Annotated in this window: 22 protein-coding genes; 12 read left to right on the top strand and 10 right to left on the bottom strand. The window is 65.8% G+C overall.

Going from position 1 to position 25,028, the window contains the following annotated elements:
- Positions 1-25 precede the first annotated feature (25 nt).
- The 8 genes from LX70_RS09295 to LX70_RS09260 all read right to left on the bottom strand — a co-directional run bounded on the left by LX70_RS09295 (position 26) and on the right by LX70_RS09260 (position 7,366).
- The gene (locus LX70_RS09295) at positions 26-916 is read right to left on the bottom strand and encodes a DUF2167 domain-containing protein (protein ID WP_105514395.1); all 891 of its coding nucleotides are present in this window, start codon (positions 914-916) and stop codon (positions 26-28) included.
- A 69-nt stretch (positions 917-985) separates the two neighbouring features.
- A complete protein-coding gene (gene leuB, locus LX70_RS09290; RefSeq protein WP_105514393.1) occupies positions 986-2,092 on the bottom strand; it encodes a 3-isopropylmalate dehydrogenase in 1,107 nt (368 codons plus the stop codon).
- A 110-nt stretch (positions 2,093-2,202) separates the two neighbouring features.
- Entirely contained in the window at positions 2,203-3,183 is a 981-nt protein-coding gene (locus LX70_RS09285) for an FAD:protein FMN transferase (protein WP_105514390.1), read from the bottom strand.
- Positions 3,164-5,371 carry a PepSY domain-containing protein gene (locus LX70_RS09280; RefSeq protein ID WP_105514388.1) on the bottom strand — a complete coding sequence of 736 codons (2,208 nt, stop codon included), beginning with the start codon at positions 5,369-5,371 and terminating at the stop codon, positions 3,164-3,166. Before LX70_RS09280 ends, LX70_RS09285 begins: the two co-directional genes overlap by 20 nt.
- Positions 5,372-5,386: 15 nt before the next feature.
- Complete coding sequence (locus tag LX70_RS09275; RefSeq protein ID WP_105514386.1) at positions 5,387-5,854, bottom strand: DUF2271 domain-containing protein; 468 nt, start codon at positions 5,852-5,854, stop codon at positions 5,387-5,389.
- Between the two features lie 36 nt (positions 5,855-5,890).
- Positions 5,891-6,274 carry a hypothetical protein gene (locus LX70_RS09270; protein ID WP_105514384.1) on the bottom strand — a complete coding sequence of 128 codons (384 nt, stop codon included), beginning with the start codon at positions 6,272-6,274 and terminating at the stop codon, positions 5,891-5,893.
- A gap of 167 nt (positions 6,275-6,441) precedes the next feature.
- Positions 6,442-7,098: a cytochrome b/b6 domain-containing protein gene (locus LX70_RS09265; protein WP_105514382.1), complete on the bottom strand. Its 657-nt coding sequence runs from the start codon at positions 7,096-7,098 to the stop codon at positions 6,442-6,444.
- Positions 7,064-7,366, bottom strand: coding sequence for a PepSY domain-containing protein (locus tag LX70_RS09260; protein ID WP_105514380.1), 303 nt, complete (start codon positions 7,364-7,366; stop codon positions 7,064-7,066). Before LX70_RS09260 ends, LX70_RS09265 begins: the two co-directional genes overlap by 35 nt.
- 150 nt (positions 7,367-7,516) lie before the next feature.
- Between LX70_RS09260 and LX70_RS09255 the strand changes: the two genes are divergently transcribed.
- The 11 genes from LX70_RS09255 (at position 7,517) to LX70_RS09205 (ending at position 22,425) form a co-directional block, all read left to right on the top strand.
- Complete coding sequence (locus tag LX70_RS09255; protein WP_105514704.1) at positions 7,517-8,176, top strand: response regulator transcription factor; 660 nt, start codon at positions 7,517-7,519, stop codon at positions 8,174-8,176.
- Entirely contained in the window at positions 8,173-9,516 is a 1,344-nt protein-coding gene (locus LX70_RS09250; protein ID WP_105514378.1) for a sensor histidine kinase, read from the top strand. The genes LX70_RS09255 and LX70_RS09250 overlap by 4 nt, the downstream gene beginning before the upstream one ends.
- Positions 9,517-9,927: 411 nt before the next feature.
- Positions 9,928-10,884 (top strand): TAXI family TRAP transporter solute-binding subunit, encoded by a 957-nt coding sequence (locus LX70_RS09245; protein WP_105514376.1) that lies wholly within the window; start codon positions 9,928-9,930, stop codon positions 10,882-10,884.
- A 122-nt stretch (positions 10,885-11,006) separates the two neighbouring features.
- Positions 11,007-13,769 carry a TRAP transporter permease gene (locus tag LX70_RS09240; RefSeq protein WP_105514374.1) on the top strand — a complete coding sequence of 921 codons (2,763 nt, stop codon included), beginning with the start codon at positions 11,007-11,009 and terminating at the stop codon, positions 13,767-13,769.
- 12 nt (positions 13,770-13,781) lie between these two features.
- Complete coding sequence (locus LX70_RS09235) at positions 13,782-14,204, top strand: universal stress protein (protein ID WP_105514372.1); 423 nt, start codon at positions 13,782-13,784, stop codon at positions 14,202-14,204.
- Positions 14,205-14,256: 52 nt separating this feature from the next.
- Positions 14,257-15,234 (top strand): carbon-nitrogen hydrolase family protein, encoded by a 978-nt coding sequence (locus LX70_RS09230; protein ID WP_105514703.1) that lies wholly within the window; start codon positions 14,257-14,259, stop codon positions 15,232-15,234.
- Between the two features lie 66 nt (positions 15,235-15,300).
- On the top strand, positions 15,301-18,033 hold the full coding sequence (locus LX70_RS09225; protein WP_105514370.1) for an aminotransferase class I/II-fold pyridoxal phosphate-dependent enzyme: 2,733 nt from the start codon (positions 15,301-15,303) through the stop codon (positions 18,031-18,033).
- An 18-nt stretch (positions 18,034-18,051) separates the two neighbouring features.
- On the top strand, positions 18,052-19,512 hold the full coding sequence (locus LX70_RS09220) for a biotin carboxylase (RefSeq protein WP_028031988.1): 1,461 nt from the start codon (positions 18,052-18,054) through the stop codon (positions 19,510-19,512).
- The gene (locus LX70_RS09215; protein ID WP_105514368.1) at positions 19,512-20,501 is read left to right on the top strand and encodes a C45 family autoproteolytic acyltransferase/hydrolase; all 990 of its coding nucleotides are present in this window, start codon (positions 19,512-19,514) and stop codon (positions 20,499-20,501) included. Before LX70_RS09220 ends, LX70_RS09215 begins: the two co-directional genes overlap by 1 nt.
- A 37-nt stretch (positions 20,502-20,538) precedes the next feature.
- On the top strand, positions 20,539-21,861 hold the full coding sequence (locus LX70_RS09210) for an aspartate aminotransferase family protein (RefSeq protein ID WP_105514366.1): 1,323 nt from the start codon (positions 20,539-20,541) through the stop codon (positions 21,859-21,861).
- A 9-nt stretch (positions 21,862-21,870) separates the two neighbouring features.
- Positions 21,871-22,425, top strand: coding sequence for a carboxymuconolactone decarboxylase family protein (locus LX70_RS09205; protein WP_105514363.1), 555 nt, complete (start codon positions 21,871-21,873; stop codon positions 22,423-22,425).
- 6 nt (positions 22,426-22,431) lie between these two features.
- Here the strand turns inward: LX70_RS09205 and ychF are convergent, their stop codons facing one another.
- Together ychF and LX70_RS09195 are read right to left on the bottom strand one after the other, a co-directional pair.
- The gene (gene ychF / locus LX70_RS09200; RefSeq protein WP_105514361.1) at positions 22,432-23,529 is read right to left on the bottom strand and encodes a redox-regulated ATPase YchF; all 1,098 of its coding nucleotides are present in this window, start codon (positions 23,527-23,529) and stop codon (positions 22,432-22,434) included.
- 61 nt (positions 23,530-23,590) lie between these two features.
- Positions 23,591-24,004, bottom strand: a complete 414-nt coding sequence (locus tag LX70_RS09195; protein WP_105514702.1) for a CopD family protein — start codon at positions 24,002-24,004, stop codon at positions 23,591-23,593.
- A 117-nt stretch (positions 24,005-24,121) separates the two neighbouring features.
- Here LX70_RS09195 and trpA point away from each other — a divergent pair, with 117 nt between their 5' ends.
- Positions 24,122-24,913: a tryptophan synthase subunit alpha gene (trpA, locus tag LX70_RS09190; RefSeq protein ID WP_105514358.1), complete on the top strand. Its 792-nt coding sequence runs from the start codon at positions 24,122-24,124 to the stop codon at positions 24,911-24,913.
- Positions 24,914-25,028 lie beyond the last annotated feature (115 nt).

The raw sequence follows: 25,028 nt of genomic DNA, 5'->3' as shown, positions 1-25,028 counted from the left end.
TCTGGCTCGGTCGCGGGGCCGAGGGTCAGTCCTTGCCCCGGCGGGAGAAAAGCCTCTTCAGCCCGAGAAGCGGCAGCAGCAGGACCACGCCGAATTTCTTCAGAAACACGAGGCCCATCGCCAGTAGCCCGGTCTTGGCCAGAACCTTGCCCGCGATCAGCCCGCCGATGCCGACCGCCGCGACGGTGTCGATCTTCGGATCAAAGTCGCTATAGCGGTTGCCGTCGGTGAAGTTGACCATGGTCAGCACGTCCGGCACGGCCGCCTCGACATCGTCGAACTGGTCCATCCCGGCGATGAAATTGACCACCAGCACGCCCTTCCGCCCCAGGGCGCGGATGTTGTAGTTCAGCGTCTCGCCCTCGTTATCGGCGAATTTCAGGCGCTTGGCCCAGTAAAGCTTGCGGCTTTCCAGATCGTAATGCGGTTCCGCCGCCCAGCCCAGAAGATCGACACGGGCATAGCCGTTCTGGTCCCGCCATTTGTTGTCTTCCTTCGTGTCGGCCTGCATGTCGCGCAGCAGCGCGTCATAGTCATAGCCCTTGGCATCCTCGTCCGAGACATAGCCGATCTCGTCAAACGTGATCTCCGCGCCCCATGTGGCGCCGTCCACCGGGCTGCGGTCGCGCGGGAACAGCATGCCCAGCGTCTGCGAGGCGTCGGGATTGCCCCAAAGCGTCGTCAGGACGAACGCGGCATCCTTGGGGCCAAGGAAATAATACCCCTCAGGCACGTCGATGGAGGCGATCGCGCCGATCCGGGTGTGGCCCTGCTTCAGATCCATCGCCTCAAGACCCGGACGCAGGTCCTCGGGCATCTGTTCGGCCACGCCGGGGAACATCTCCTCGAAGCTGGCGGCAAGGGCCGCAGGGGCCGAAAGGACCGCGACAACGGCGGCGGCGAGAAGGGTTCTCATCAATGACCTCAAGAAAAAAGGGCGTCAGTAACGCCCTGTTCTCAGATCATTTTGTCCTGAATGTGAAATTCAGAGAGAGGTATCCAGCGCCTTGACGACCGCGTCGCCCATTTCCGAGGTCGAAACCGGCTTGCCGCCCTCAGGCCCCATCAGGTCGGCGGTGCGCAGACCGTCTGCCAAGACCTTCTCAACCGCCTTCTCGACCCGCGTCGCCTCATCCCCAAGGTCGAAGGAATAGCGCAGCGCCATCGCGAAGGACAGGATGCAGGCGATCGGGTTGGCCTTGCCCTGCCCGGCGATGTCGGGGGCAGAGCCGTGGACCGGCTCATAAAGCGCCTTGGGCCGACCGTTCGCCATCGGCGCGCCGAGGCTGGCCGAGGGCAGCATGCCAAGGCTGCCGGTCAGCATCGCGGCAAGGTCGGACAGCAGGTCGCCGAACAGGTTGTCGGTCACGATCACGTCGAACTGCTTCGGCCAGCGGGTCAATTGCATGGCGCCCGCGTCGGCATACATGTGCGACAGCTCCACATCCGGGTATTCCTTGTCGTGGACCTCTTGCACGACCTCGCGCCAGAGAACCCCGGATTCCATCACATTGGCCTTCTCCATCGAGCAGACCTTGTTGTCCCGCCGCTTCGCCAGTTCGAAGGCCGACCGCGCGACGCGCGCGATCTCGGATTCCGTATAGCGCTGGGTGTTGATGCCCACCCGTTCGTTGCCCTCGGTGAAGATGCCGCGCGGCTCGCCAAAATAGACGCCCGAGGTCAGTTCGCGCACGATCATGATGTCGAGGCCCGCGACGACGTCCTTTTTCAGCGAGGAAAAATCGGCCAGCGCGTCAAAGCACTGGGCCGGGCGCAGGTTGGCGTAAAGGTCCATCTCCTTGCGGAGCCGCAAGAGACCGCGTTCCGGTTTGACGGAGAAGTCGAGCTTGTCGTATTTCGGCCCGCCGACGGCGCCAAGCAACACCGCATCGACCTCTTGCGCCTTCGCCATCGTCTCATCCGCCAGCGGCGTGCCATGCTTGTCATAGGCGCAGCCGCCGACCAGATCCTCGCTGACGTCAAAGGCGATGTCGCGCTTGGCGCCGAACCAGCCAATGATCTTCTTGACCTCGGCCATCACCTCGGGGCCGATGCCGTCGCCGGCGAGAATGAGTAGGGAAGGATTGGCCATGGAAACCTCGCTGAAATGGGTTGCAGTCCGCGTAGCCGAGGCATGGGGCGAAGGTCAAGCATGTGGCGCGACGGGGGCCGGGCGGTGACGGGCCGCCCCGGCGGATCGGGTCACGCGGCGGGGGGCGGTGCCATCGTCCCGGCGTCACCCGAAAACAGGCGGCCGACGGGGTGGCTTTCCACCGCGCCATCGGGCGCGCGCAGAAGGAAGAGGGCGTCAAGCCCGGCCTGCTCCGCCATCCGCGCGCCTTTCTCGGCACCTGCGACCATCAGGGCCGTTGCCCAGGCGTCGGCCTCGGCACAGGTGGCGGCGATCACGGTGACCGAAGCGGGCGAGGACAACAGCGGCGCCCCCCGATGCGGGTCCATCGTATGCGACAGGCGGCGGCCCTGCACATCGACCCAGTGGCGATAATCGCCCGAGGTCGCGACGGCGGCATCCTGAAGCCCCAGGATCGAATGCGGCACGCGGCGGCCCGCGAACGGGGCCTCGACCGCGATGGTCCAGGGGGCGCCGTCGGGGCGCAGGCCAAGCGCCCGCATCTCTCCGTCGATCCCCACCAGCGCGTCACGGATGCCATGGGCGCGCAGCACCTCGGCCAGACGGTCGACGCCATGGCCTTTGGCGATCCCGTTCAGGTCCAGCGCCACAGGGGCGATCTTGCGCACCCGGTCGCCCTCCATCTCGATCACCTCATGCGCGGGCGCGCGCCGGGTGGCCATCGCGGCCCGGATCGCCTGCGGATCGGCGTCCTGCGGACCAAAGCCCCAGGCGCGCACCGCGTCACCCATCCCCATGTCGAACGCCCCGCCCGAGGCGCGCCCGATGGCGATCCCCAGCCCAAGGACGCGGGCCAGATCGGGCGGCACCTGCTGCCAGTCCCCCACCGGCGCCGCGTTCAGGCGCATCAGGTCACTGGCAGGCTTCCAAAGCGACATCTGCGCATCGACCGCATCGACGGCCGCCTGAAGTGCCGCCTGCAAAGGGGCGGGGTCAAGGCCGGGCTGCGCGAAGAACAGCGCCGACCAGCGGGTCCCCATCGTCGGCCCGTTCAGGGCGTGGCGGGCGGGATCAGTAAACATCTTCGACATAGCGCCCCTCGGCTTTCAGTGTTGCGGGGGTCAGGCCGAAGGGCGCAAGGATTTCGTCCAGCGCCTTCGCCACCCCCTGCGCCATGTCGCGCCCGCCACAGACCATGACCTTCGCGCCCTTGCGGATCGCCTCGGCCACCTGCGTGGCCTCCATCCTCAGCGCGTCCTGCACATAATGCGGGCGCGCCCCGCGCGAGACGGCGGTGGTCAGGCTGGCCAGCCGCCCGTCGTCCTGCCAGCCGCCCAGATCCTCGCGGTAGAGGAAATCGCTGTCCGGGTGGCGCATCCCGAAGAAAAGATGCACGGGCCGACCCCGATCATTGGCGCGGATGAACCCGGCAAGCGGCCCGATGCCGGTCCCCGCGCCGATCAGGATCAGCGGCGCGTCGCCACGCCCGGCGCGGAAGCCCGGATTGCGGCGCAGGAAGGCCTGCACGGTGTCCCCCGGCGCCAGGTCCATCAACTGACCGGAACAAAGCCCGCCCGGATGCTTCTTCACCACCACCTCGACAAACCCGTCCCGGCTGCCCGAGGCCAGCGAATAGAAACGCGGGACGGTCGCGCCCTCAGGCACGATGCCCAGAAGGTCGCCGGCCTGAAAGCGCGTGATCCCCCGCCCGGTGAGGCGCGCCCAAAGCCCCGCCCTCGGCAGCGCGAAGCGCAGGATCGCGGTCGGGGCCTGCACCTCGGCCCCATGGTCGCGGCGCGAGATCAGGGTCAGGCTTTCCGCCTCGGGCCGCGCGGGGTGATGGTCAAGCTCAAGCGTCAGGCCAATCGCCGCGCCAAGCGCACGGCCCCAGCGCGCGAAGTCCTGCGGCGACTGGCGGTCGACCGCGTCCATCGGCAGCAGCATCCCCCACCGCTTGTCGCGGGCGGCGGCCTCTACCTCTGCCGCGAAGGCGCAGAAGGCGGGAAAGCTGCGGTCGCCAAAGCCCAGAATGGCCACAGGGGCGCTGGGTGCCTGGTCCAGAGCGGTGAGGGCGTTCAGGAACCCCTTGGCCGAGGCGGGCGCGTCGCCCTCGCCATAGGTCGCGGCAAGGATCAGGTAGCGTTCGGCGCGCGGGTGCCGTGCCGGGTCGAAGCCCGCCATCGCTGCGACACGCACTGCCTGCCCGGCCGTCTGCAACGCCTTCGCCAGCGTCGCCGCGAACCCCCAGGTGCTGCCGCTTTCAGAGCCGACGAGGATTACCGTTTCGGCCCGTCCTGCCGCTGCATTCTGCGCAATCCGGGGTCGCCCGCGCCGCCCGGCGGCCCAGATCATGACCCCGGTCACGCCCATCACGGGAAGGCTCAGCGCGATCAGGCCAAGGATCAGGCCAAGAACCGCCGCGCCCTCGCCGGTGTGCAGCATGTAGACGATCTCCGATACCCGCTGCCCCGCTGTCTGATCCGTCCAGCCGACCAGCGCGCCGGTCCCCTGGTCGATCAGCCCGGTGCCGGTGTCGGTGTGCAGGGTGAAGACATCCTGCGCGTCATTCTCAAAGGGAAAGCTCAGCTTGCGCAGGGTATCGACCGGCACGTCGCGCAGCGCCGCCATCTGATCAAGCGGAAATCCCGTCTGGCCGCTGACGGTGGCGGGCGCGGCCGGAGGGGCGGCGTTGTCGGGCAGCAGGTTGAAGGTCGACGCCGTCATCCAAAGTGCCGTGGTCGCCGACAGCGACAGGCCAACGACCGCGATCCGCGCCAGTTCCACATGCAGCCGCCCGGCGCGCGGGCCGCGCAGCGGCGCGAACCAGCGCCGCCAGCCGCCGGTCCGCCGCGCAACCAGCGCCGCCCCCGACATCGCCAGGATCAGCATCGCGGCCGCCCCGGCCGCCATCGTCAGCCGCCCGGCATCGCCGAGGAAAAGCGAGCGGTGCAGGTTGGTCAGCCAGCGCTGCACCGGGTTGGGGTCGGCCGACCCCAGATCCGCGCCGGTCGCCGGGTCCACTACGGCAGATCCCGGCGTGCCGCCCGCGAACCACCAGGCGGTGATCTTGCCCGACGGCGCGCGGCGGATCTCCTCCAGCCCCGGATGGCGGGCGGCGACACGCGCCGCCAGATCGGCGACGCTCTGCCCCGCCATCGCCTGCGGCGCCGACATCCGCTCGGCCGCCGGGAAGACCGACAGCGCCGCGCCGCTCAGCGCGAGGACGGTGAGAAAGGCAAGGGCCAGAAGCCCCGGCCAGCGGTGAAGCGCGCGGATCATGGGATCGCCCCCGTCTTACTCGTAGGTGAAGCTTGAGATGTAGCGACGGCCCTGCACGGGCTTGCCAGCGCCATCGGCAGTCAGCGGTACCGCGATCTCATCCGGGCTTTCGCGCATATCCTCGACCGCGGCGTCGATATGCAGCGTGTAGCCCGCATCGAAGAGCGCATCGGCCAGATCCAGCGAGACCTTGAGCGTGCGGCCCGCGCCGACGCTGGCCCCGGTGATGCCGTTGATCTGCGCGGGGTCGCCGCCCGTCGCGGCATACCAGCCGCTCAGGTGCTGGTAGTATTTCGACTTTCCGCCCGCCATCCAAAGGCTGCCCACATAGGCGCCAGAGGTGTCGGTGACGTAAAGCGCAAGATAGGCCCCGTCGCCACCATAGCTGTTCATCGTGGTGGTCAGGGTGACGGGGCGCGCCATGGCAAGGCCCGGCAGCGTCAGGGCGGTGGAAAGGGCAAGCGTGGCAAGAAGGGATTTCATAAGCGGGTCCTTCGGTCTGAACTGCGATCAGGGGGGTCAGTTGGTCACGGCCTTCGGCGGGGCGCCGTTGCCGAACAGACCGTTGGCGGGCGGCGCCACCGTACCGGCCGGTGCGGGGTTGCCCCGGCCGCCTGCACCCTGACACCGGCCGTCGTCACAGTCGTCGTCGTCATCATCATCGTCGTCATCGTCATCGTCGTGCCCGTGACGGGTCCGGCCTCGGTGATCGTCGTCATCATCGTCGTCATCGCTGACACGGATCAGCGGCAGGGTTCCGTCGTCATCGCCCGGCATCGTGGCCGAGGACGCACGGCCGGACCCGTCGGCAACGCCCGCGAAAGGCGAGGCGGCAAAGGCCGGTAGCGAAAGCGCCATGGTCAGCGCGGTGGAGGCAAAGAGCAGCGGGGAAGGGGTCTTCATTATCAGGTCTCCTTGGATCAGATGCGGGCAATCTCGGCCCCCAAGCTGAGAGGTTCCTGACAGTCGGGACATTTCTGCTTCAGCTTGCCGTCAGGAAGAAAAAAGGCCCCGCCGGGACAGGGCGGGGCCAGTGGGACCACGAGTGGGACAAGTGGTCGGGACGAAAATCAGGCGATGTCGTCGCCGCCGGGCGCGCGCTTCCGGCCGGTGACCATGGCGCGGACAAGGTTTTCCCGGTGGCGAAGCGAAGACAGAAGAACCCCGCCGACATGAAACGCGACGAGGAGAAGCGTCAGATTGGCCAGCACCTCATGCAGATCCTCCAGCGCGCCCTCTTCACCCTCCTCTTCCCGGTCGTCATCGGCCCAGGCGGGGGTGACGATCTGCGGCATGGCGGGCAGCATCGCGACCCGCGCGGGGTCTGCCGACAGCCAACCGGTCAGTGCGGTCCCCGACAGGCTTAGCAACAGCGCGACGATCATCGCGGCCCCTGCCGGATTATGCCCGATATGGCGCCGCTCGGCCCCGCGCAGCATCGTGCGAAGATAGGCCAGCGTCGATCCCGGCCCTTTCACGAACTGCGAGAACCGCGCATAGCGCCCGCCGATCATCCCCCAGACCAGCCGGAAGGCAATCAGGCCCGCGACGACGTAGCCCGCGACCTCATGGACCGGCTGTACCTCATCCGCGCTAAGCCAGGCGATGGCGAAGGCTGCTACAAGCGACCAGTGGAACGCCCGCACCATCGGGTCCCAGACCCGCACCACGCCCGCCCCGGCCGATGCCCCGTCAGTCGTCGTCACGGTCCTTCCTCCCGCGTCCATCGTCGTCATACTCGAACTCGACGATCTGAAGGGTGCCGGGCTGAACCTTCACCTCGATCTTGCGCCCTTCGGCATCGCGGCCGTCGATCTTGTAGCAGCCATCGTCGATCTTGATCCGCCGCACGGTCCAGCCCTGACGGGCGGCCAGCGCCGCAACCTCTTCGCGCGGCTGCCAGTCGGCCATCGGGACAAAGCAGTCATCGTCCGCAAACGCCGCACCGGCGGGCAGAGAGGTCACAAAAGCTAGAATTGTCAGGGTCTTTCGCATACGCCAAACTCCGGGTCGCGGCCAGTCTTGGGGGCGTTATGCCCCGCGAAGCTGACAGCAGCCTGAAGAAGACCGCCGCCGGGCTTCAGCTTTTCGTCAGCGGGGGCGGGCATGGATAGCCACGGGCAAGGCAACGGGACGGCACGGAAGATGAGGATTTTGCTGATTGAGGATGACACCGTTCTGGGCGCCGCCGTGCGCGATCAGGTGGCGGCTGATGGCCATTCCGTCGACTGGGTGCAACGGCTGGACGCGGCGGGCGACGCGATCGCCGGGGCGGCCTTCGATCTTGTTCTCCTCGACCTGATGCTGCCCGACGGACGGGGCATCCCCTTCCTGCGCAAACTGCGCGCGAAGGGCGATGTCACCCCGGTCATCATCCTGACCGCGCTTGACCAGATCAGCGACCGGATCGAGGGGCTGAACGCGGGCGCCGACGACTATCTGGTCAAGCCCTTCGATCTGGCCGAACTGTCTGCCCGCATCGGCTCTGTCGCCCGGCGCTATGCCGGCAACCCCAACCCCATCGTCACGCACGGGCCGCTTGCCATCGACCTCGCCGCCCGCAGCATTCACCGCGACGGCCGCCCGGTGACCCTGACCGCGCGGGAATGGGCGCTGTTCGAGGCGTTCCTGTCGCGCCCCGGCCAGCTTCTGTCCAAGGCGCAGCTGGAAGACAAGCTTTACGCCTTCGGATCGGACGTCGAAAGCAACACGATCGAGGTCCATGTCAGCCGCCTGCGCAAGAAACTGGGCGCCGGGGTGATCGAGACAGAGCGCGGCCTCGGCTACCGGCTGGGGCGGGGATGAGGGCGCCGCGCAGCCTTCAGGGCCGTCTGGGCCTCTGGCTCGGCCTCGGCCTGACGCTGGTCTGGATCGCGGCTGCCAGCGTCACGGCGCTGATTGCGCGGACGGAGATGGAAGAGGTCTTCGACGCCGCCTTGCAGGAAACCGCGCAGCGTCTTCTGCCGCTTGCCGCCATTGATATCCTCAACCGCGAGGAAGAGGGGATCAGCCAGCGCCTCGCCGCCATCCGCAACCATGAGGAATTCTTCACCTACATCGTGCGAGACGATCAGGGGCGCGTCCTGCTGACCTCGCACAGCGCCGATCCGGCGAGCTTTCCCGCCTGGGACGGCACCGGCTTCCGTCAGACCGCGACGCACCGGCTTTACAACGATGAGGCGGTGCAAGGCACGGTCCGCATCACCGTGGCCGAACCGCTGGACCATCGCGCCAGCGTTGCGCGGGAACTTCAGATGGGCCTGGGTCTGCCGCTGCTGATCCTGCTTCCGGTGGCGCTGCTGACCATCGTCCTCGCCGTCCGCGCCAGCCTTGCGCCCCTGCGCCAGTTTCGCGACCGTCTGGCGGCGCGTGGGGCGCGCGATCTTGGCCCGGTGGCCGCCTCTGGCCTGCCGGTGGAAATCGCCCCCGTCGCCGATGCGATGAACGGCCTTCTCGCCCGCCTCTCCTCGGCCTTCGAGGCCGAGCGCAGCTTTGCCGCCAACGCCGCCCATGAACTGCGCACGCCGCTGGCCGGGGCCATCGCCCAGGCGCAGCGCTTGCAGGCGGAAACCCGCGATCCCGACGCCAGGGCCCGCGCGGCGGGGATCGAGGCCACGCTGAAACGCCTGACGCGCCTGTCGGAACGGCTGATGCAACTGGCCCGCGCCGAGGGCGGGCGGCTCAGGCGGGACAAGGCGGCGGACCTGCGCCCCGTGGCCGAGGTCGTGGCCGGGGACGTTTCCCGGACAGTGGGGCAGGGGCGCATCGCCCTGTCGCTGCCGGATGGCGCGGTGATGTCTGATCTGGACCCCGACGCCTTCGCCATCCTCCTGCGCAACCTGATCGAGAACGCCCTGCGCCACGGCGCGGCGGAAGCGCCGGTCGATGTCACGCTCACCGCCGACGGAACCCTGAGCGTCGCCAATGACGGCCCCACCGTCCCGGCGGGCAGGTTGGCCTCTCTGACCGATCGCTTCGAACGGGCCGGAACCGGCGACGACGGAATCGGCCTTGGCCTTGCCATCGTCGCTGCCATCGCCGAACGCACAGGCGCCCGGCTTGACCTACTCTCCCCGCGCGCGGGCCGGGATAGCGGGTTCGAGGCACGCTTCACCCTGCCGGGCGACCGCGTGCAACCAGACTGACAGATCGTGACAGGGCGCCAAAGATTCGTCCGCGGCACAGTGTTCCTGCCGCATTCCGAAGCGCCATGGCGTCACCTCTGTCCTCTTCCATGCGGATTTCCCTGAAAAGGCCGACCGAAGCTTCCGTTACGACAGGCGTTGAACTCTGCAAGTTTGGGCGCTACCGTATCCCTAATGGAATGTGCCAATGTTCCCAATCGGATCGTTTCCCGGCCTCGCCGGAGATCCAGCGCGGCCAGCCCGCGCACGGAATGTGGCATTGCTGCGAACAGACCCGATCCCGGCAGGCTGAAACTCTCGCTGCGGCGTGAGCTGTGCCGGGGCTATTGAGCGGCTGCAAAGGCGACAAACCGGGGCGGAAGATCCCGGACGTCATCGAGCATCATGGTTGGTACGACAGGGAGAAACGCAATGAGTTACCTCAAGACCTTTACCTTCGCGGGTGCGATGGCTCTGGCGACGGCTGCCGGCGCAGAGGAAAGGTTCATCACGATCGGAACGGGCGGCCAGACCGGCGTCTACTTCGTCGTCGGGCAGTCGATCTGCCGTCTGGTGAACCGCGACACCCCGACGACCGGGCTGAAATGCACCGCGCCGTCCACGGGCGGCTCCATCGCCAATATCAACGCCATCGCGGCGGGCGACATGGACATGGGTGTTGCCCAGTCCGACTGGCAGTACCACGCCTATAACGGCACCTCGGAATTCGAGGGCAAGCAGGTCGACAAGCTGCGCGCGGTCTTTTCCGTGCATGGCGAACCGTTCACCGTCGTCGCCCGCAAGGATGCGAACATCGCCAGCTTCGAGGATCTGAAGGGCAAGCGCGTCAATGTTGGCAATCCCGGTTCCGGCCAGCGCGCGACGATGGAGGTCGTGCTGGGTGCGATGGGCTGGAGCGACAGCGACTTTGCGCTGGCCTCGGAGCTCAAGCCCGCCGAACAGGCCGCCGCCCTTGGCGACAACAAGGTCGATGCGATCATCTACACCGTCGGCCACCCGAACGGCTCGATCCAGGAGGCGACCTCGACCGTCGAGGCCAATCTGGTTCCGGTGACCGGCGAAGCCATCGACAAGCTGGTCGCGGACAACCCCTATTATGCCAAGGCGACTATCCCCGGCGGCATGTATGCCGGCAGCCCGGACGACGTCGAGACCTTCGGCGTGAAGGCAACCTTCGTGACCTCGGCCGACGTCCCCGACGATGTGGTCTATGAGGTGGTCAAGGCCGTCTTCGACAATTTCGACCGCTTCAAGGGTCTGCATCCGGCCTTCGCCAACCTGAAGGAAGAGGACATGATCAAGGACGGTCTGTCCGCGCCGCTGCATCCGGGGGCGGAGAAATACTACAAGGAACGCGGCTGGATGTAAGCCAGCCCTTCGCGCCGTCCCGTCCGTGGGGCGGCGCCACGACCGGCCGATCTACCTTCGTCGACGCCGGACGATACTTTCATCTCAATCGGTGATGAACCCGGCAAGGGTCAGGGGGGGACATGACAGGACAGGACCAGCAGCAAGCCGCCGTGGTCGAAAATGAAGCCGCCGGACATGGTGGCCTCAGCCAGGCGGAGCTTGACGAACTCGTCGCGTCGTCGGACACCGGCGCGCGCGGTCAACAGGGGCCGGTCGGCGCCTTCATCGCGATCGTCGCACTGGCGTGGTCGCTGTTCCAGATCTGGATTGCCTCTCCGATCCCCTTCATGCTCGGCTTCGGCGTCTTCAACGATACCGAGGCGCGCTCCATCCACCTCGCCTTCGCGATCTTCCTGGCCTTCGCCGCCTTCCCGGCCGCGCGCACCAAGGTGCAGCTTGCGCTTGGCATCGGGGTGCCTGTGATCCTTGGCATCCTGTTCTTCGTCTCGGCCAAGGAAGGCACGCCGGTCTGGTGGATTCCGCTGGTGTCGCTGGCCATCGTCGCCGCGATCCTGCTTGGCTCACCCAAGGACCGGATACCGCCCTGGGAATGGGCGCTGGCCGTGGTGGGTGCCGCGACCGCGCTTTACCTCTATGTCTATTACAAGGACATCTCCGGCCGTGTCGGCGCGCCGATCTTGCAGGATTTCGTCGTTTCGGTGATCGGCCTCCTGATCCTTCTCGAAGCCACGCGCCGCGCGCTTGGCCCGGCGCTGATGATCGTGGCGAGCGTCTTTCTCGTCTACACGGTCCTTGGCCCCTACATGCCCGAGATCATCGCCCACAAGGGCAACAACCTGTCCGAAATCGTGAACCACCAATGGATCACGACCGAGGGGGTCTTTGGCATCGCGCTGGGCGTCTCGACCTCCTTCGTCTTCCTCTTCGTCCTCTTCGGCTCGCTCCTCGACAAGGCGGGTGCGGGGAACTACTTCATCCAGGTCGCCTTTTCCCTGATGGGCCATATGCGCGGCGGGCCTGCCAAGGCCGCTGTCGTCTCCTCGGCGATGACGGGCCTGATCTCGGGTTCGTCCATCGCCAACGTGGTCACGACCGGCACCTTCACCATCCCGCTGATGAAGAAGGTGGGCTTCTCGTCCGAAAAGGCCGGCGCGGTCGAGGTCGCGTCCTCGGTCAACGGCCAGATCATGCCGCCGGTGATGGGCGCGGCCGCCTTCCTGATGGTCGAATATGTCGGCATTCCCTATTTCGACGTGGTGCGCCATGCCTTCCTGCCCGCCGTCATCTCCTACATCGCGCTGGTCTATATCGTGCATCTTGAGGCGATGAAGGCGGGGATGGAGGGGCTGCCGCGCGCCTATACGCCCAAGCCTATCGTCCAGCGCCTGATCGGCATCGCCTTTACCATCGCCGCGATCTGCGCTGTCTCGCTGGCCGTGTATTATGGCATGGGCTGGGTCCGCCCGGCCTTCCCGGCAACGGCGGGCTACATCGTCTTCGCCTTCCTGACGCTGGTCTATGTCGGCCTCCTCTGGATCGCGTCGAAGGAAGAGCCGCTGCATCTGGACGATCCGAACGCGCCGGTCACGCAACTGCCGCTGCCGGGGCCGACGATCCGCGCGGGGCTGCATTACATCCTGCCGGTCGTGGTGCTGGTCTGGGCGCTGATGGTCGATCGCCTGTCGCCGGGCCTTTCCGCCTTCTGGGCGACCGCCTACATGATCTTCATCCTGCTGACCCAGCGCCCCCTGATGGCGATGATGCGCGGCGAGGGGGCGTTCGGCGGCGCTGTGCGCAAGGGCGTCAGCGACCTTTTCGACGGCCTCATCACCGGTGCGCGCAACATGATCGGCATCGGCATCGCCACCGCGACGGCGGGCATCATCGTCGGCGCCGTCAGCCAGACGGGCGTGGGGTCCGCGCTCGCCGATGTGGTTGAGGTCCTGTCGGGCGGCAATATCCTTGCCATCCTTGTCCTGACCGCCGTTCTGTCGCTGATCCTCGGGATGGGCCTGCCGACGACGGCGAATTATATCGTCGTGTCGGCCCTGCTTGCGCCGGTGATCGTCACGCTGGGCCAGCAGAACGGGCTGATCGTGCCGCTGATCGCGGTCCATCTCTTCGTCTTCTATTTCGGCATCATGGCCGACGTGACGCCGCCGGTCGGTCTGGCAAGCTTTGCCGCCGCCGCCGTGTCGGGGGGCGATCCGATCAAGACCGGCGTCGTGGCCTTCTTCTATTCGCTCAGAACCGCCGCGCTGCCGTTCCTGTTCATCTTCAACACGGACCTCCTGCTCATCAACGTGGACTGGCTGCACGGCATCTTCATCTTCTGCGTCGCCACCATCGCCATGCTCCTCTTCGCGGCGGCGACGCAGGGGTGGTTCCTTGCAAGGAACCGCTTCCATGAAGGGATCGCCCTGCTGCTTGTTGCCTTCACTCTGTTCCGGCCCGGCTTCTGGATGGACATGATCTATCCGCCCTTCACCGAGGTCGCCCCGTCCGAGATCGCCGCCGCCGCCGCCGATACGCCTGCGGGTGAAAACCTTCGTGTCCGGGTGGCGGGCGTCAACGATCTGGGCGATCCGATCCAGTTTGTCGCCCTGGTCCCGATGGGCGCCGAGGCGACGGGGGACGAAAAGCTGGCCGCCGCCGGTCTTGCCTTCCGGCAGGACGGCGACAAGATGATCATCGACGATGCCGCCTATGACTCGCCCGCGCAGAAGGCAGGGCTCGACTGGGATCAGGAGGTGCTGCGCGTCCTGAAACCGGCCTCGGTGCCGTCGAAATACTGGATGTTCATCCCCGCGCTTCTGGTTCTGGCGGGTGTGGTGATGCTGCAACGGGGCCGCGCGCCGAAGCCGCGCCGGGCCGAAGCCTGAGGAGGGCAAGAGATGTACAAGACCATCCTCCTGACCGTCGATCTGGGCGATGCCGCCTCATGGCAAAAGGCGCTGCCCACGGCGATGGAAATCGCGCGCGACTCCGCCGCCGCGCTTCATGTCCTGTCGGTCGTGCCGGATTACGGGGCGGCCCTTGTGGCGGCGGACTTTCCGCCGGACTTTCAGAAAAACGCGCTGAAAGCGGCCAAGGAAAAGCTTGACGCGCTGCTTGACGGGGCGGGGGCGCGAGAGGCCATCAGCCATGTCGCGGTGGGCCGGGTGCATGACGTTGTCCTTGACCACATCACCTCGACCGGGGCGGACCTTGTGGTGATGGCCAGCCACGCGCCCGACCGGGTCAGGGAGTTCCTGGTCGGATCGCGCGCCGACAGGGTTGTCCGGCGCTCGCCGGTTTCCGTTCTGGTCGTGCGGTGATATGGCGAGGGAACGGCCCGCAGCAGGGGCCGGGAACGATACAGGCCCGCATATGACCCCTTTCGCTATCGCCGGCGTGCAGATGTACGTCAACGCGCTTCAGTCCAACACCGATGGCATGCTTCACCGGCTGGACATCCTGATGGCGCGGTTTCCCTGGACGCAGATGGTGCTGTTTTCGGAACTCGCACCCTTTGGGCCGCTGCCGAAATTCGCGCTGCCGTTCCACAATGACAGCCTGTCGCGGTTTCAGGACGCCGCGCGCAAGCACAATATCTGGCTGATCCCCGGTTCGATGTTCGAAAGAACCGAGGATGGCCGCATCTTCAACACCGCCGCCGTCATCAATCCCGCGGGCGAGATCGTGGCGAGCTATCGCAAGATGTTTCCTTTCCGGCCCTATGAGACGGAGGTCGAGGCGGGGACGGAGTTCTGCGTCTTCGACGTGCCGGATGTCGGGCGTTTCGGCCTGTCGATCTGTTATGACATCTGGTTCCCGGAAACCACGCGGCAACTGACCGCGCAGGGGGTGGAGGTGCTGCTGCACCCGGTCCTGACCGGCACCACGGATCGCGACGCGGAACTGGCCATCGCGCGGGCGACGGCGGCGCAGTTCCAGTGCTATGTTGTCGACGTGAACGGCCTTGGCGCCGGGGGCAACGGCCGGTCCTGTGTTGTCGACCCGTCGGCCACGGTGCTGCACCAGTCGGCGGGGCAGGAGGATATGTTCCCGATCGAGGTCGACCTCGCCCTTGTCCGGCGGACGCGCGAGACGGGGATGAAGGGCCTTGGTCAGGTGCTGAAAAGCTTCCGCGACAGGTCGGTCGATTTCCCGGTCTATGACCGGGCCAGCGGGGCGGATGCCTATCTTCACAGCCTTGGCGCGCTTGAAATGCCACGGCAGGGGTCGCTGTCCGGCATCAACCCGCGCGAGACAACCGTGATCGGTGAGGCGCACAAGTCGATGGGTCCGCCGTTCCGCGATGATGACGGCGTGCCGCCGCTGGCGGGGCGTATTTCCACGGGCTGACACCGGCCGAGGCGTCCGGGAGGACGGCGCATCGGCTGGCGGACGCCTCTGCATGAGGAGGAACGAATGCAGTCGATGGGCGACTACTACTCGGCGGTGCAACTGCGGTCCGACCGCTGGAGCGCCTTGCGCGAAAAGCTGGATCAGCTTGAGCGTGAGCCGGAGGGAAGGCGCTCGAAACAGATCAGGGCCGAGGCGGCGGCGCTTTTCGAGGCGCTGGCGGTCATCGAACGCTACTGGGCCTTTCCCGGCGTATCCGCCTTTGACCACATGCGGCGGCAGTTCGATCACGGGCTGATCGAAGAGGTCGCATTCGCCGCCCGCCGTGTGACCCGTGGCCTTGGCACCGGCGCCTATCGCCGTCGGCATATCCCGCTGGAGCGCGGCAGCCTTGACGAGGAGCAGGAAGAAGAGGCGCTTCTGCCGCCCGAGGCGCGGGCGCTGACGAAGCCCTATTTCGAGGTGCTGATCGTCGATGACGTGAATGAGCATCAGGAACGCTGGCTGAAGGCCAACATGACCTCGATGCGCAGGCCCGAGGATGCCTTCATCTACGAACCCGTCGTGGTGCCAAGCCTCAAGGACGCGCTGATCGGGATCCTCTTCAACTACAACATCCAGGCCATCGTTGTGCGGCCGGGCCTACGGCTTGAATCCGATGTCGATCTGCCGATCCTGACGCGCTACCTGAACCGCGCGGGCGGCGAGGACCGGATCGAGGACATCCCGCCCGAGGATTACGGGCCGGAACTGTGCCGCCTGATCGCGCGGGTGCGGCCGGAACTTGACGCTTATCTGGTGACCGACCGCTCGGTCGAGGACATCGCAGGTCTCGATCTGGGGATCTGCCGCAGGGTTTTCTACAATCAGGAAGACTTCATGGAACTGCATCTGAACATCCTTCGCGGCGTTCAGTCACGGTTCAAGACGCCGTTCTTCACCGCGCTGGTGGAATATTCCAAACAGCCCACCGGCGTCTTCCATGCGATGCCGATCAGCCGGGGCAAGTCCATTTCCCGTTCGCACTGGATTCAGGACATGGGCGCCTTTTATGGCCCCAACATCTTCCTGGCCGAAACATCGGCGACATCGGGCGGGCTGGACAGCCTTCTGGAACCGACCGGGCCGATCAAGAAGGCGCAGGAATACGCCGCCCGCGCCTTCGGGTCGAAGCAGACCTTCTTTGCCACCAACGGCACCTCGACCTGCAACAAGATCGTCGTGCAGGCGCTGGTCCGGCCGGGGGATATCGTGCTGATCGACCGCGACTGCCACAAGTCGCACCATTACGGGATGGTGCTGGCCGGCGCGCAGGTGCGTTACCTCGACAGTTATCCGCTGAACGAATACTCGATGTATGGTGCGGTGCCGCTGCGGGAGATCAAGCATCAGCTTCTGAAGCTGAAGGCGGCGGGCAAGCTCGACAAGGTCAGGATGCTTCTGCTGACCAACTGCACCTTCGATGGCATCGTCTATAACGTCGAACGGGTGATGGAGGAATGCCTCGCCATCAAGCCCGACCTGATCTTCCTGTGGGACGAGGCATGGTTCGCCTTCGCCCGCTTCGGCCCGACCTACCGCCAGCGTACCGGCATGAACGCCGCCAATGTGCTGCGTGAACGGCTGCGGTCGCCCGAACACGCCAAGGCCCATGCCAAACAGGCCGAAAAGCTGGAGGATGCCGATGAGGCGACGCTGCTGAAAACCCGACTGATCCCGCCGCCCACGGCGCGGGTGCGGGTTTACACCACACAATCGACGCACAAGACGCTGACTGCGCTCAGGCAGGGGTCGATGATCCATGTCAACGATCAGGACTTCAAGGGCGAGGTGGAGCAAAGCTTCCACGAAGCCTATATGACCCACACCTCGACCAGCCCGAATTACCAGATCATCGCCTCGCTCGACGTCGGGCGGCGGCAGGTGGAACTGGAAGGGTTCGAATTCGTCCAGCGCCAGGTTGAGGCGGCGATGGCCATGCGCCGCGCGATCTCTACCCACCCGCTCTTGCAGAAATACTTCAAGGTCCTTGCCGCAGGCGACATGATCCCCGAGGATTTCCGCGAAAGCGGGGTGGAAAGCTATTACGACCCCGATCAGGGCTGGACCGATATCTGGGAGTGCTGGGAAAAGGACGAATTCGTCCTTGATGCTACGCGGGTCACGCTGGCCGTGGGGGGAACCGGATGGGACGGTGACACGTTCAAGACGCAAGTTCTCATGGATAAATACGGCATCCAGATCAACAAGACCTCGCGCAACACGGTCCTTTTCATGACCAATATCGGGACCACGCGATCCTCGGTCGCCTATCTGATCGAGGTTCTGGTGGAGATCGCGAAGGAACTGGACGACCGGCTTGACGATGCCTCGAAGATGGAGCGGCTGGCCTTCGAGCGGCGCGTCAGGAACCTGATGCAGGACCTGCCGCCCTTGCCCGACTTCTCGCAGTTCCACCCGGCCTTCTGCACCGATGCTGAGACCGGCGAAGGCGACATCCGCAGCGCCTTCTTCCTGTCCTACGATGAAAACAAGTGCGACTACCTCGAACTGGAAGGCGGGATCGAGAAGGAGATGGACAAGGGCCGCGCGGTCGTCTCGGCGTCTTTCATCATCCCCTATCCGCCGGGCTTCCCGATCCTTGTCCCCGGACAGGTCGTGAGCCGGGAAATCCTTGCCTTCATGCGCGCGCTCGACGTGAACGAGATCCACGGCTACCGCGCCGAACTTGGTCTCAGGGTGTTCACCGAGGATGCGCTGGCCAGCCAGATGACCAAACTCGCCACCGCGGCGGAATAGAGAGGGAGAGAGTAAGACATGTCCAAGACAAAGCTGAACAACATCTCGGAAATCCGCCGCTTCTTTCACCGTAACGAGGACCCGGTCTATTTCGTCTCGGCCACGAACTTCAACCTTCTGGGGATTGATGAGTGGTGCAAGAACTTCAAGTATATCTGCTACATAGATTGCTATGACGGACGTCACCCCAACGTCTTCTGCCCCTCCGAGCAGCCGCATGCCGAATTCCAGTCGATCGAGGACATCAACAACTACCTCCTCCAGCACAAGGAGGTGATCGACCTCATCAAGCGGCGCGGCGGCAAGCCGAAATTCGTCTTCCTGATGTTCGATGAGGAGACGGAGCGCCTGGCAAAGGAACTGGGTGGCGATGTCTGGTTCCCGAAGGCGAAGCTTCGCACCAAGATGGACAACAAGATCGAGACGGTGCGCGTCGGCAACAAGGCCGGTGTGCCATCGGTGCCGAATACGCTGGCCGAGGTCAAAAGCTATGAGGACCTGAAGAAGACCTGCGAGAAGGCCGGGCTTGGCCATGACCTCGTCCTGCAATCGGCCTTTGGCGACAGCGGTCACACCACCTTCTTCATCAAGTCCGAGGCCGATTTCCGCCGCCATGAACATGAGATCGTCGGCGAGGGCGAGATCAAGATCATGAAGCGGATCGACTGTCGCGGCTCCGCCATCGAGGGCTGCGCGACCAGCGAAGGCACCATCGTCGGCCCCCTGATGACAGAGCTTGTGGGCTTCAGGGAACTGACCCCCTATCGCGGCGGCTGGTGCGGGAATGAGATCTTCGCCACCGCCTTCGCGCCCAAGGTTCGGCAGAAGGCCCGCGACCTGACCTTCAAGTTTGGCGAACAGCTTCGCAAGGAAGGCTATCGTGGTTATTTCGAGCTTGATTTCCTGATTGACAAGAAGACCGGCGACATCTGGCTGGGGGAGTTGAACCCGCGCATCACCGGCGCCTCTTCCATGACCAACCACGCCGCCTTCGCCCATGCGGACGCGCCCCTGTTCCTGTTCCACCTGCTCGAATTCTCCAAAGCGCAGTTCAAGCTGGACGTGGATGAGCTGAACGCCCGCTGGGCCGACCCGGACATGATCGACGGCTGGAGCCAGATGGTCATCAAGCATACCGAGGATTCGGTGGACCGGCTGACGGGCGCGCCGCAGACGGGCATCTACCGGATGCTGGAAGATGGTCGCGTGGTCTTCGACCGCTTCGACTATCACCGCCGCGCGGTGGAATCGGAGAATGAGGCCTTCTTCCTGCGCATCCTGAAGCCCGGCGATTATCGCTATGAAGGCGCCGATCTTGGTATCCTCGTCACGCGCGGCCGGTCGATGACCAACGGGTTCCGGCTGAACGAACGCGCGCTGAAGTGGATCCACGGGATCAAGTCCGCCTTCTCGGCCGATCCATTGCCGATGACGGCGGCCGGTCCGGCGCTTTCCGATCCCGCGTTCAAGATCATGTAATGGACCTCTGGTGGCGGGCCATAAGCGAAGACCGGCCCGGCCCGAAATGGGCCGCGCTTTTCGAGGAGCTTTGGCCCGCCTACCGCACATGGTGGCTGCGGGAAGGGGAGGATGCGCGCCCGACCTACCGCGAAAGTCTGCGGGCGCTTGAAACCCACATGCCCGAAATCCTGCCGCTTTACGAAGAGCTTTGCGCGCTGGCCGGTGGCGGCGATCTGGCCGCCCGTTTCCTCAGCTTATACCGCCCGCCGCCCTATCTGTCGGGATGCAGTCAGGCGATCTGGCCCGGCAGGGAACCCGTTCTGGTGCGCAACTACGACTACGATCCGCGGTCCTTCGAAGGGATCGTGCTGCATACCGGCTGGCAGGGGCGGACCGTCATGGGGACCTCGGACGGTCTCTGGGGGCTGGTCGACGGGGTCAACGACGCCGGGCTTGCGGTGTCGCTGACCTTTGGCGGGCGGCGCGTGGTGGGGGACGGGTTCGGCGTGCCGCTGATCCTGCGCTATGTGCTTCAGACCTGTACAACGGCCGAGGAGGCCGGCCGCGCCCTGGTCCGCATCCCCACGCATATGAGCTACAATGTCACCGTTCTGGACCGGAAGCGGAATTTCCTGACCGCACTGATGGCCCCGGATCGCGCCACCCTCCTGACCCATGCGGCGGTCGCCACCAACCATCAGGAGCGGGTCGAATGGGATGCCCATGCCCGCATGACCGCGACGGTGGAACGCGAACGTTTCCTCTTGCAGCGCCTCACCCTGCATGTGGAGCCGGAGGACAAGTTCATTTCGGCCTTCCTGCGCCGCCCGATCTACTCCACCGCCTTCGATCGCGGTTTCGGAACGCTTTACACGGCGGTATATCGTCCCCGACTGGGGGAGATGGAACTGCGCTGGCCGCGCGCGACCTGGCCTCTGACCCTGAATGCCTTCGCCGAGGGCGCGCGGCGGATCGTCATGCCCGAACCGCAGCCCCACGCATCCTGAGGCCCGCCGCGGGCCAGTGAAACGGTAGGAGCCGATCATGTCCCATATCTTCCCCCGGCACACGAAATCCGCCCCGCCCGTCGCTGTGGGCGGCGAAGGTTGCTATCTGCTCGACAGCACCGGCAAGCGTTATCTCGACGGGTCGGGCGGCGCGGCGGTGTCGTGCCTGGGCCATGGCGACACGGCGGTGACCGAGGCGATCAAGGCGCAGCTGGACAAGCTCGCCTTCGCGCATACCGGCTTTCTGACCTCGGAACCGGCCGAGGCGCTCGCCGATCTGCTGATCGCCCACGCGCCGGGCAGGCTCGACCGGGTCTACCTTGTCTCCGGCGGGTCCGAGGCGACCGAAGCGGCGATCAAGCTGGCGCGGCAATACTGGGTCGAGAAGGGCGAACCGCAGCGCGGCCGCCTGATCGCGCGCAAGCAAAGTTATCACGGCAATACCATCGGCGCCCTGTCGGCCGGTGGCAACGAATGGCGCCGGGCGCAGTTCGGGCCGCTCCTGCTGGATGTCAGCCATATCGACCCCTGCTACGACTACCGCTACCGCGCCGAGGGGGAAAGCCCAGAGGCCTATGGCCGCCGCGCCGCCGACGCGCTTGAGGCGGAAATCCTGCGCCTTGGGCCGGAAACGGTGATGGCTTTCATGGCCGAACCCGTCGTCGGCGCGACGGCGGGTGCGCTCCCGCCCGCGCCGGGATACTTCCGCCGTATCCGTGAGATCTGCGACACATACGGCGTCCTCCTCATCCTTGATGAGGTCATGTGCGGCATGGGCCGGACCGGGACGCTTTTCGCCTGCGAACAGGACGATGTCGCGCCCGATATCCTTTGCATCGCCAAGGGCCTTGGCGCGGGCTACCAGCCGATCGGGGCGATGCTGTGTACCTCCGACATCTACGATGCCATTGCGGGCGGGTCGGGCTTCTTCCAGCACGGTCACACCTATATCGGCCATCCGGTCGCGGCGGCGGCGGGGCATGCGGTGGTTTCGGCCATTCTCGACCGCGGGCTGGTCGACCGGGTGAAGGTACAGGGCGACAAGCTGATGGCGCGGCTTCAGGACCGTTTCGGCCAGCACCCCCATATCGGTGACCTGCGCGGGCGGGGTCTGTTCCGGGGCATCGAACTGGTCGATGACCGGGACAGCAAGGCCCCCTTCGACCCGTCGCGCGGCATTGCGGGAAAGATCAAGAAGGCCGCGTTCGAGGCCGGGCTGATCTGCTACCCGATGGCGGGGACCATCGACGGGCGGAGCGGCGATCACGTCCTGCTCGCGCCGCCCTTCATCATCGAGGACGCGCAACTGGATGAGCTTGTCGACAAGCTTTCAGGCGCGATAGACGTGGCGCTGGGCTGAGGAACGAATATGGCCAACGACAATCCCATGCTGCCGGTCTCCGATGAGGACTGGCCCGAGTCGATCCCCGAGATGCGCAGCGGCTTTGCCGGGGGCCTGAACGTCTATCGCGTGATGGCCCACCATCCGGCACTTCTGAAGGCATGGTCGGACCTTCGCGAACACGTCGTCAACCGGACCTCGCTGGGCCGCGACCGGTCCGAAGTGGTGATCTTGCGCACCGGGGTGCGACTGGGGTCCGCCTATGAATGGGCGCAGCACGTTGTCCGCGCGCGCACATGCGGGCTGGATGACACGCGCATCCGGTCGATGCGGGGATCGCCCGACCAGATGGCCCCCGCCGACGCGCTGCTTGCCACGGCGGTGGACGAGCTTCTGGACGGTGCGGAATTGACCCCGGCGACGAAGGCGCGGCTATTGGCGGAGATGGGCGCGGAAGGCGCGCTCGACCTGATCGCGACGGTCGGGTTCTACTCCACCCTCGCCTTCATCCTGAAATCCTTTGCCACCCCGCTGGATGGCGACATCGCCGCCGCCCTGCGGGCTGACCCCATCGACCCGTAGCCCGGTTCAGGCGTTGAAAAGGAAGTGCAGGACGTCGCCGTCCTTGACCTCATAGGTCTTGCCCTCGACACGGAACTTGCCCGCCTCGCGCGCGCCCGCCTCGCCGTTCCCGGCGACATAATCGGCAAAGGCGATGGTCTCGGCCCGGATGAAGCCACGTTCGAAATCGCCGTGGATCACACCGGCGGCCTGCGGGGCCAGCGTCCCCTTCTCGATGGTCCAGGCGCGGGCCTCTTTCGGGCCGACGGTGAAATAGGTTTGAAGGCCCAGAAGGTCGTAGCCCGCGCGGATCAGGCGATCCAGCCCCGCCTCATGCAGCCCCATCTCTTCCAGGAACATCTCCGCATCACCGGCATCCATCTGCGCCAGCTCTTCCTCGATCTTGGCCGAGATCACGACCGAGGCCGCGCCCTGCCGTGCGGCCATCTCCGCCACCTTCGCCGACAGCGAATTGCCCGATGCGGCCGAGCTTTCCTCGACATTGCAGACGAAGAGAACGGGTTTTGAGGTCAGAAGCTGAAGCATCCGCCACGCCTTCTCATCCTCTGCCGCGACCTCGACGTTGCGCGCGGGCTTGCCTGATTCAAGCGCCGCAAGCGCCTGTTTCATCAGCTTTTCCTGCGCCACGGCCTCCTTGTCGCCACCCTTGATCTTGCGGGCGATATTGGCCAGTCGCCGCTCGATGCTTTCCATATCGGCGATCATCAGCTCGGTCTCGATCGTCTCGGCATCGGCGATCGGGTCGATCTTGCCCTCGACATGGGTGACGTCGTCATCCTCGAAGCAGCGCAGGACGTGGGCGATGGCGTCGACCTCACGAATATTGGCAAGGAACTGGTTGCCCAGCCCTTCGCCCTTGGACGCGCCGCGCACAAGGCCCGCGATGTCGACGAAGGTGATCCGCGTCGGGATCGTCTGTTTCGACCCGGCAATGGCGGCCAACTGGTCCAGACGCGGGTCCGGCACGGCCACGTCGCCCACGTTCGGCTCGATGGTGCAGAAGGGGAAATTCGCGGCCTGCGCGGCGGCGGTTTTCGTCAGCGCATTGAAAAGGGTGGACTTGCCCACGTTCGGCAGCCCGACGATGCCCATCCTGAAACCCATCTTACCCTCCGGCGCTAAGGTCGGTCGCGCTTCTAGGGCAGGCAGGGGGGCGAGGCAAGCGTCAGAACGGCTTGACCACCACGACCCAAAGGATCGCGATCACGGCGACCACGCTGATCTCGTTGAAAATGCGCAGGAAAAGGTCGGATTCGCGAAACTCCCCCCGCTTCGCGCGCCGGACCAGAACGCCGGTCCAGATGTAATGCAGCGCCAGCAGCAGGACCAGCGTCAGCTTGACATGCACCCAGGGCGCAAAGGACCAGACCTGCCAGCCAAGCCAGAGCCCGGTCGCCACCGCGATCACGCCCAGCCCTGCGGAAAAGCGGTAAAGTCGGATGGTCAGGTCGCCCAGCGGCCCGAACCCGCCCAGCTTCGCATGTTCGCGCTTCCAGTAGATCAGCGCGCGCGGCACCGCGAAGATAGAGGTCATCCACCCCATCACGCAGAGAATATGTATGATCTTCAGCCAGTCCATCCGGCTTGGATGCCCTTTCGCCGCGCGCGGCGCAAGGGGGCGCGACACTGCGCGCCGCCCCTTGATTTTCCCGCCCGGCCCGTGCAAGGCCATGCGAGTGTAAGGACGGGGACCGCCATGACCAGAATTGACGACTGCTTCGCCCGGCTGCGCGCGCAAGGGCGCAAGGCCTTTGTCTCTTACATCATGGCAGGCGACCCCGATGTCGCCACCTCGCTTGAACTGATGAAGGGCCTGCCCGCCGCCGGTGTCGACGTGATCGAGCTTGGGATGCCCTTCACCGACCCGATGGCCGACGGCCCGACGATCCAGCTTGCCGGTCAGCGCGCGCTGGAAGGCGGCCAGACGCTGCAAAAGACGCTCGACATGGTGGCGGAGTTCCGCAAGGGCGATAACACCACGCCCATCGTGATGATGGGCTATTACAACCCGATCTACTCGCGCGGCGTGGAAAGGTTCCTCGCCGACGCCACCGCCGCGGGCGTCGATGGCCTGATCGTCGTCGACCTGCCGCCGGAAGAGGATGAGGAGCTTTGCATCCCGGCCAACCGCGCGGGCATGAACTTCATCCGCCTCGCGACGCCCACGACCGATGACCGGCGCCTGCCGAAGGTGCTGCAAAACACCTCCGGCTTCGTCTACTATGTCTCGATCACCGGCATCACCGGCGCGGCGGCGGCCGAGGCCACCGATGTCGCCCCCGAGGTCGCCCGGATCAAGGCCGCGACCGATCTGCCGGTCATCGTCGGCTTCGGCATCCGCAGCCCCGAGACGGCAAAGGCCATCGCCTCGGTCGCCGACGGCGCCGTGGTCGGCACCGCGATCGTGAAACTGGTCGAGGAAAAGCGCCCGGTCGCCGAGATCCTCGCCTTCGTCAAGGGCCTCGCCGACGGCGCCCATTCCGCCTGAAGCGTTTCGGGTTTGCGTTGATTCATCGTAAACCCGAAATGCCATAGGGCTTCTTCGTTGCCCAAATACTCCCGCCGGAGGCCGGCCGGGCGCGAAGGGCCGGGTTCAGGCGCGG

The sequence above is a fragment of the Albidovulum denitrificans genome (assembly GCF_002973535.1).
In the GTDB taxonomy this organism is placed as follows: Bacteria; Pseudomonadota; Alphaproteobacteria; order Rhodobacterales; family Rhodobacteraceae; genus Albidovulum; species Albidovulum denitrificans.
The sequence above is the reverse complement of the archived record's forward strand: the minus strand, read 5'-3'. Positions and strand labels throughout refer to the sequence as shown.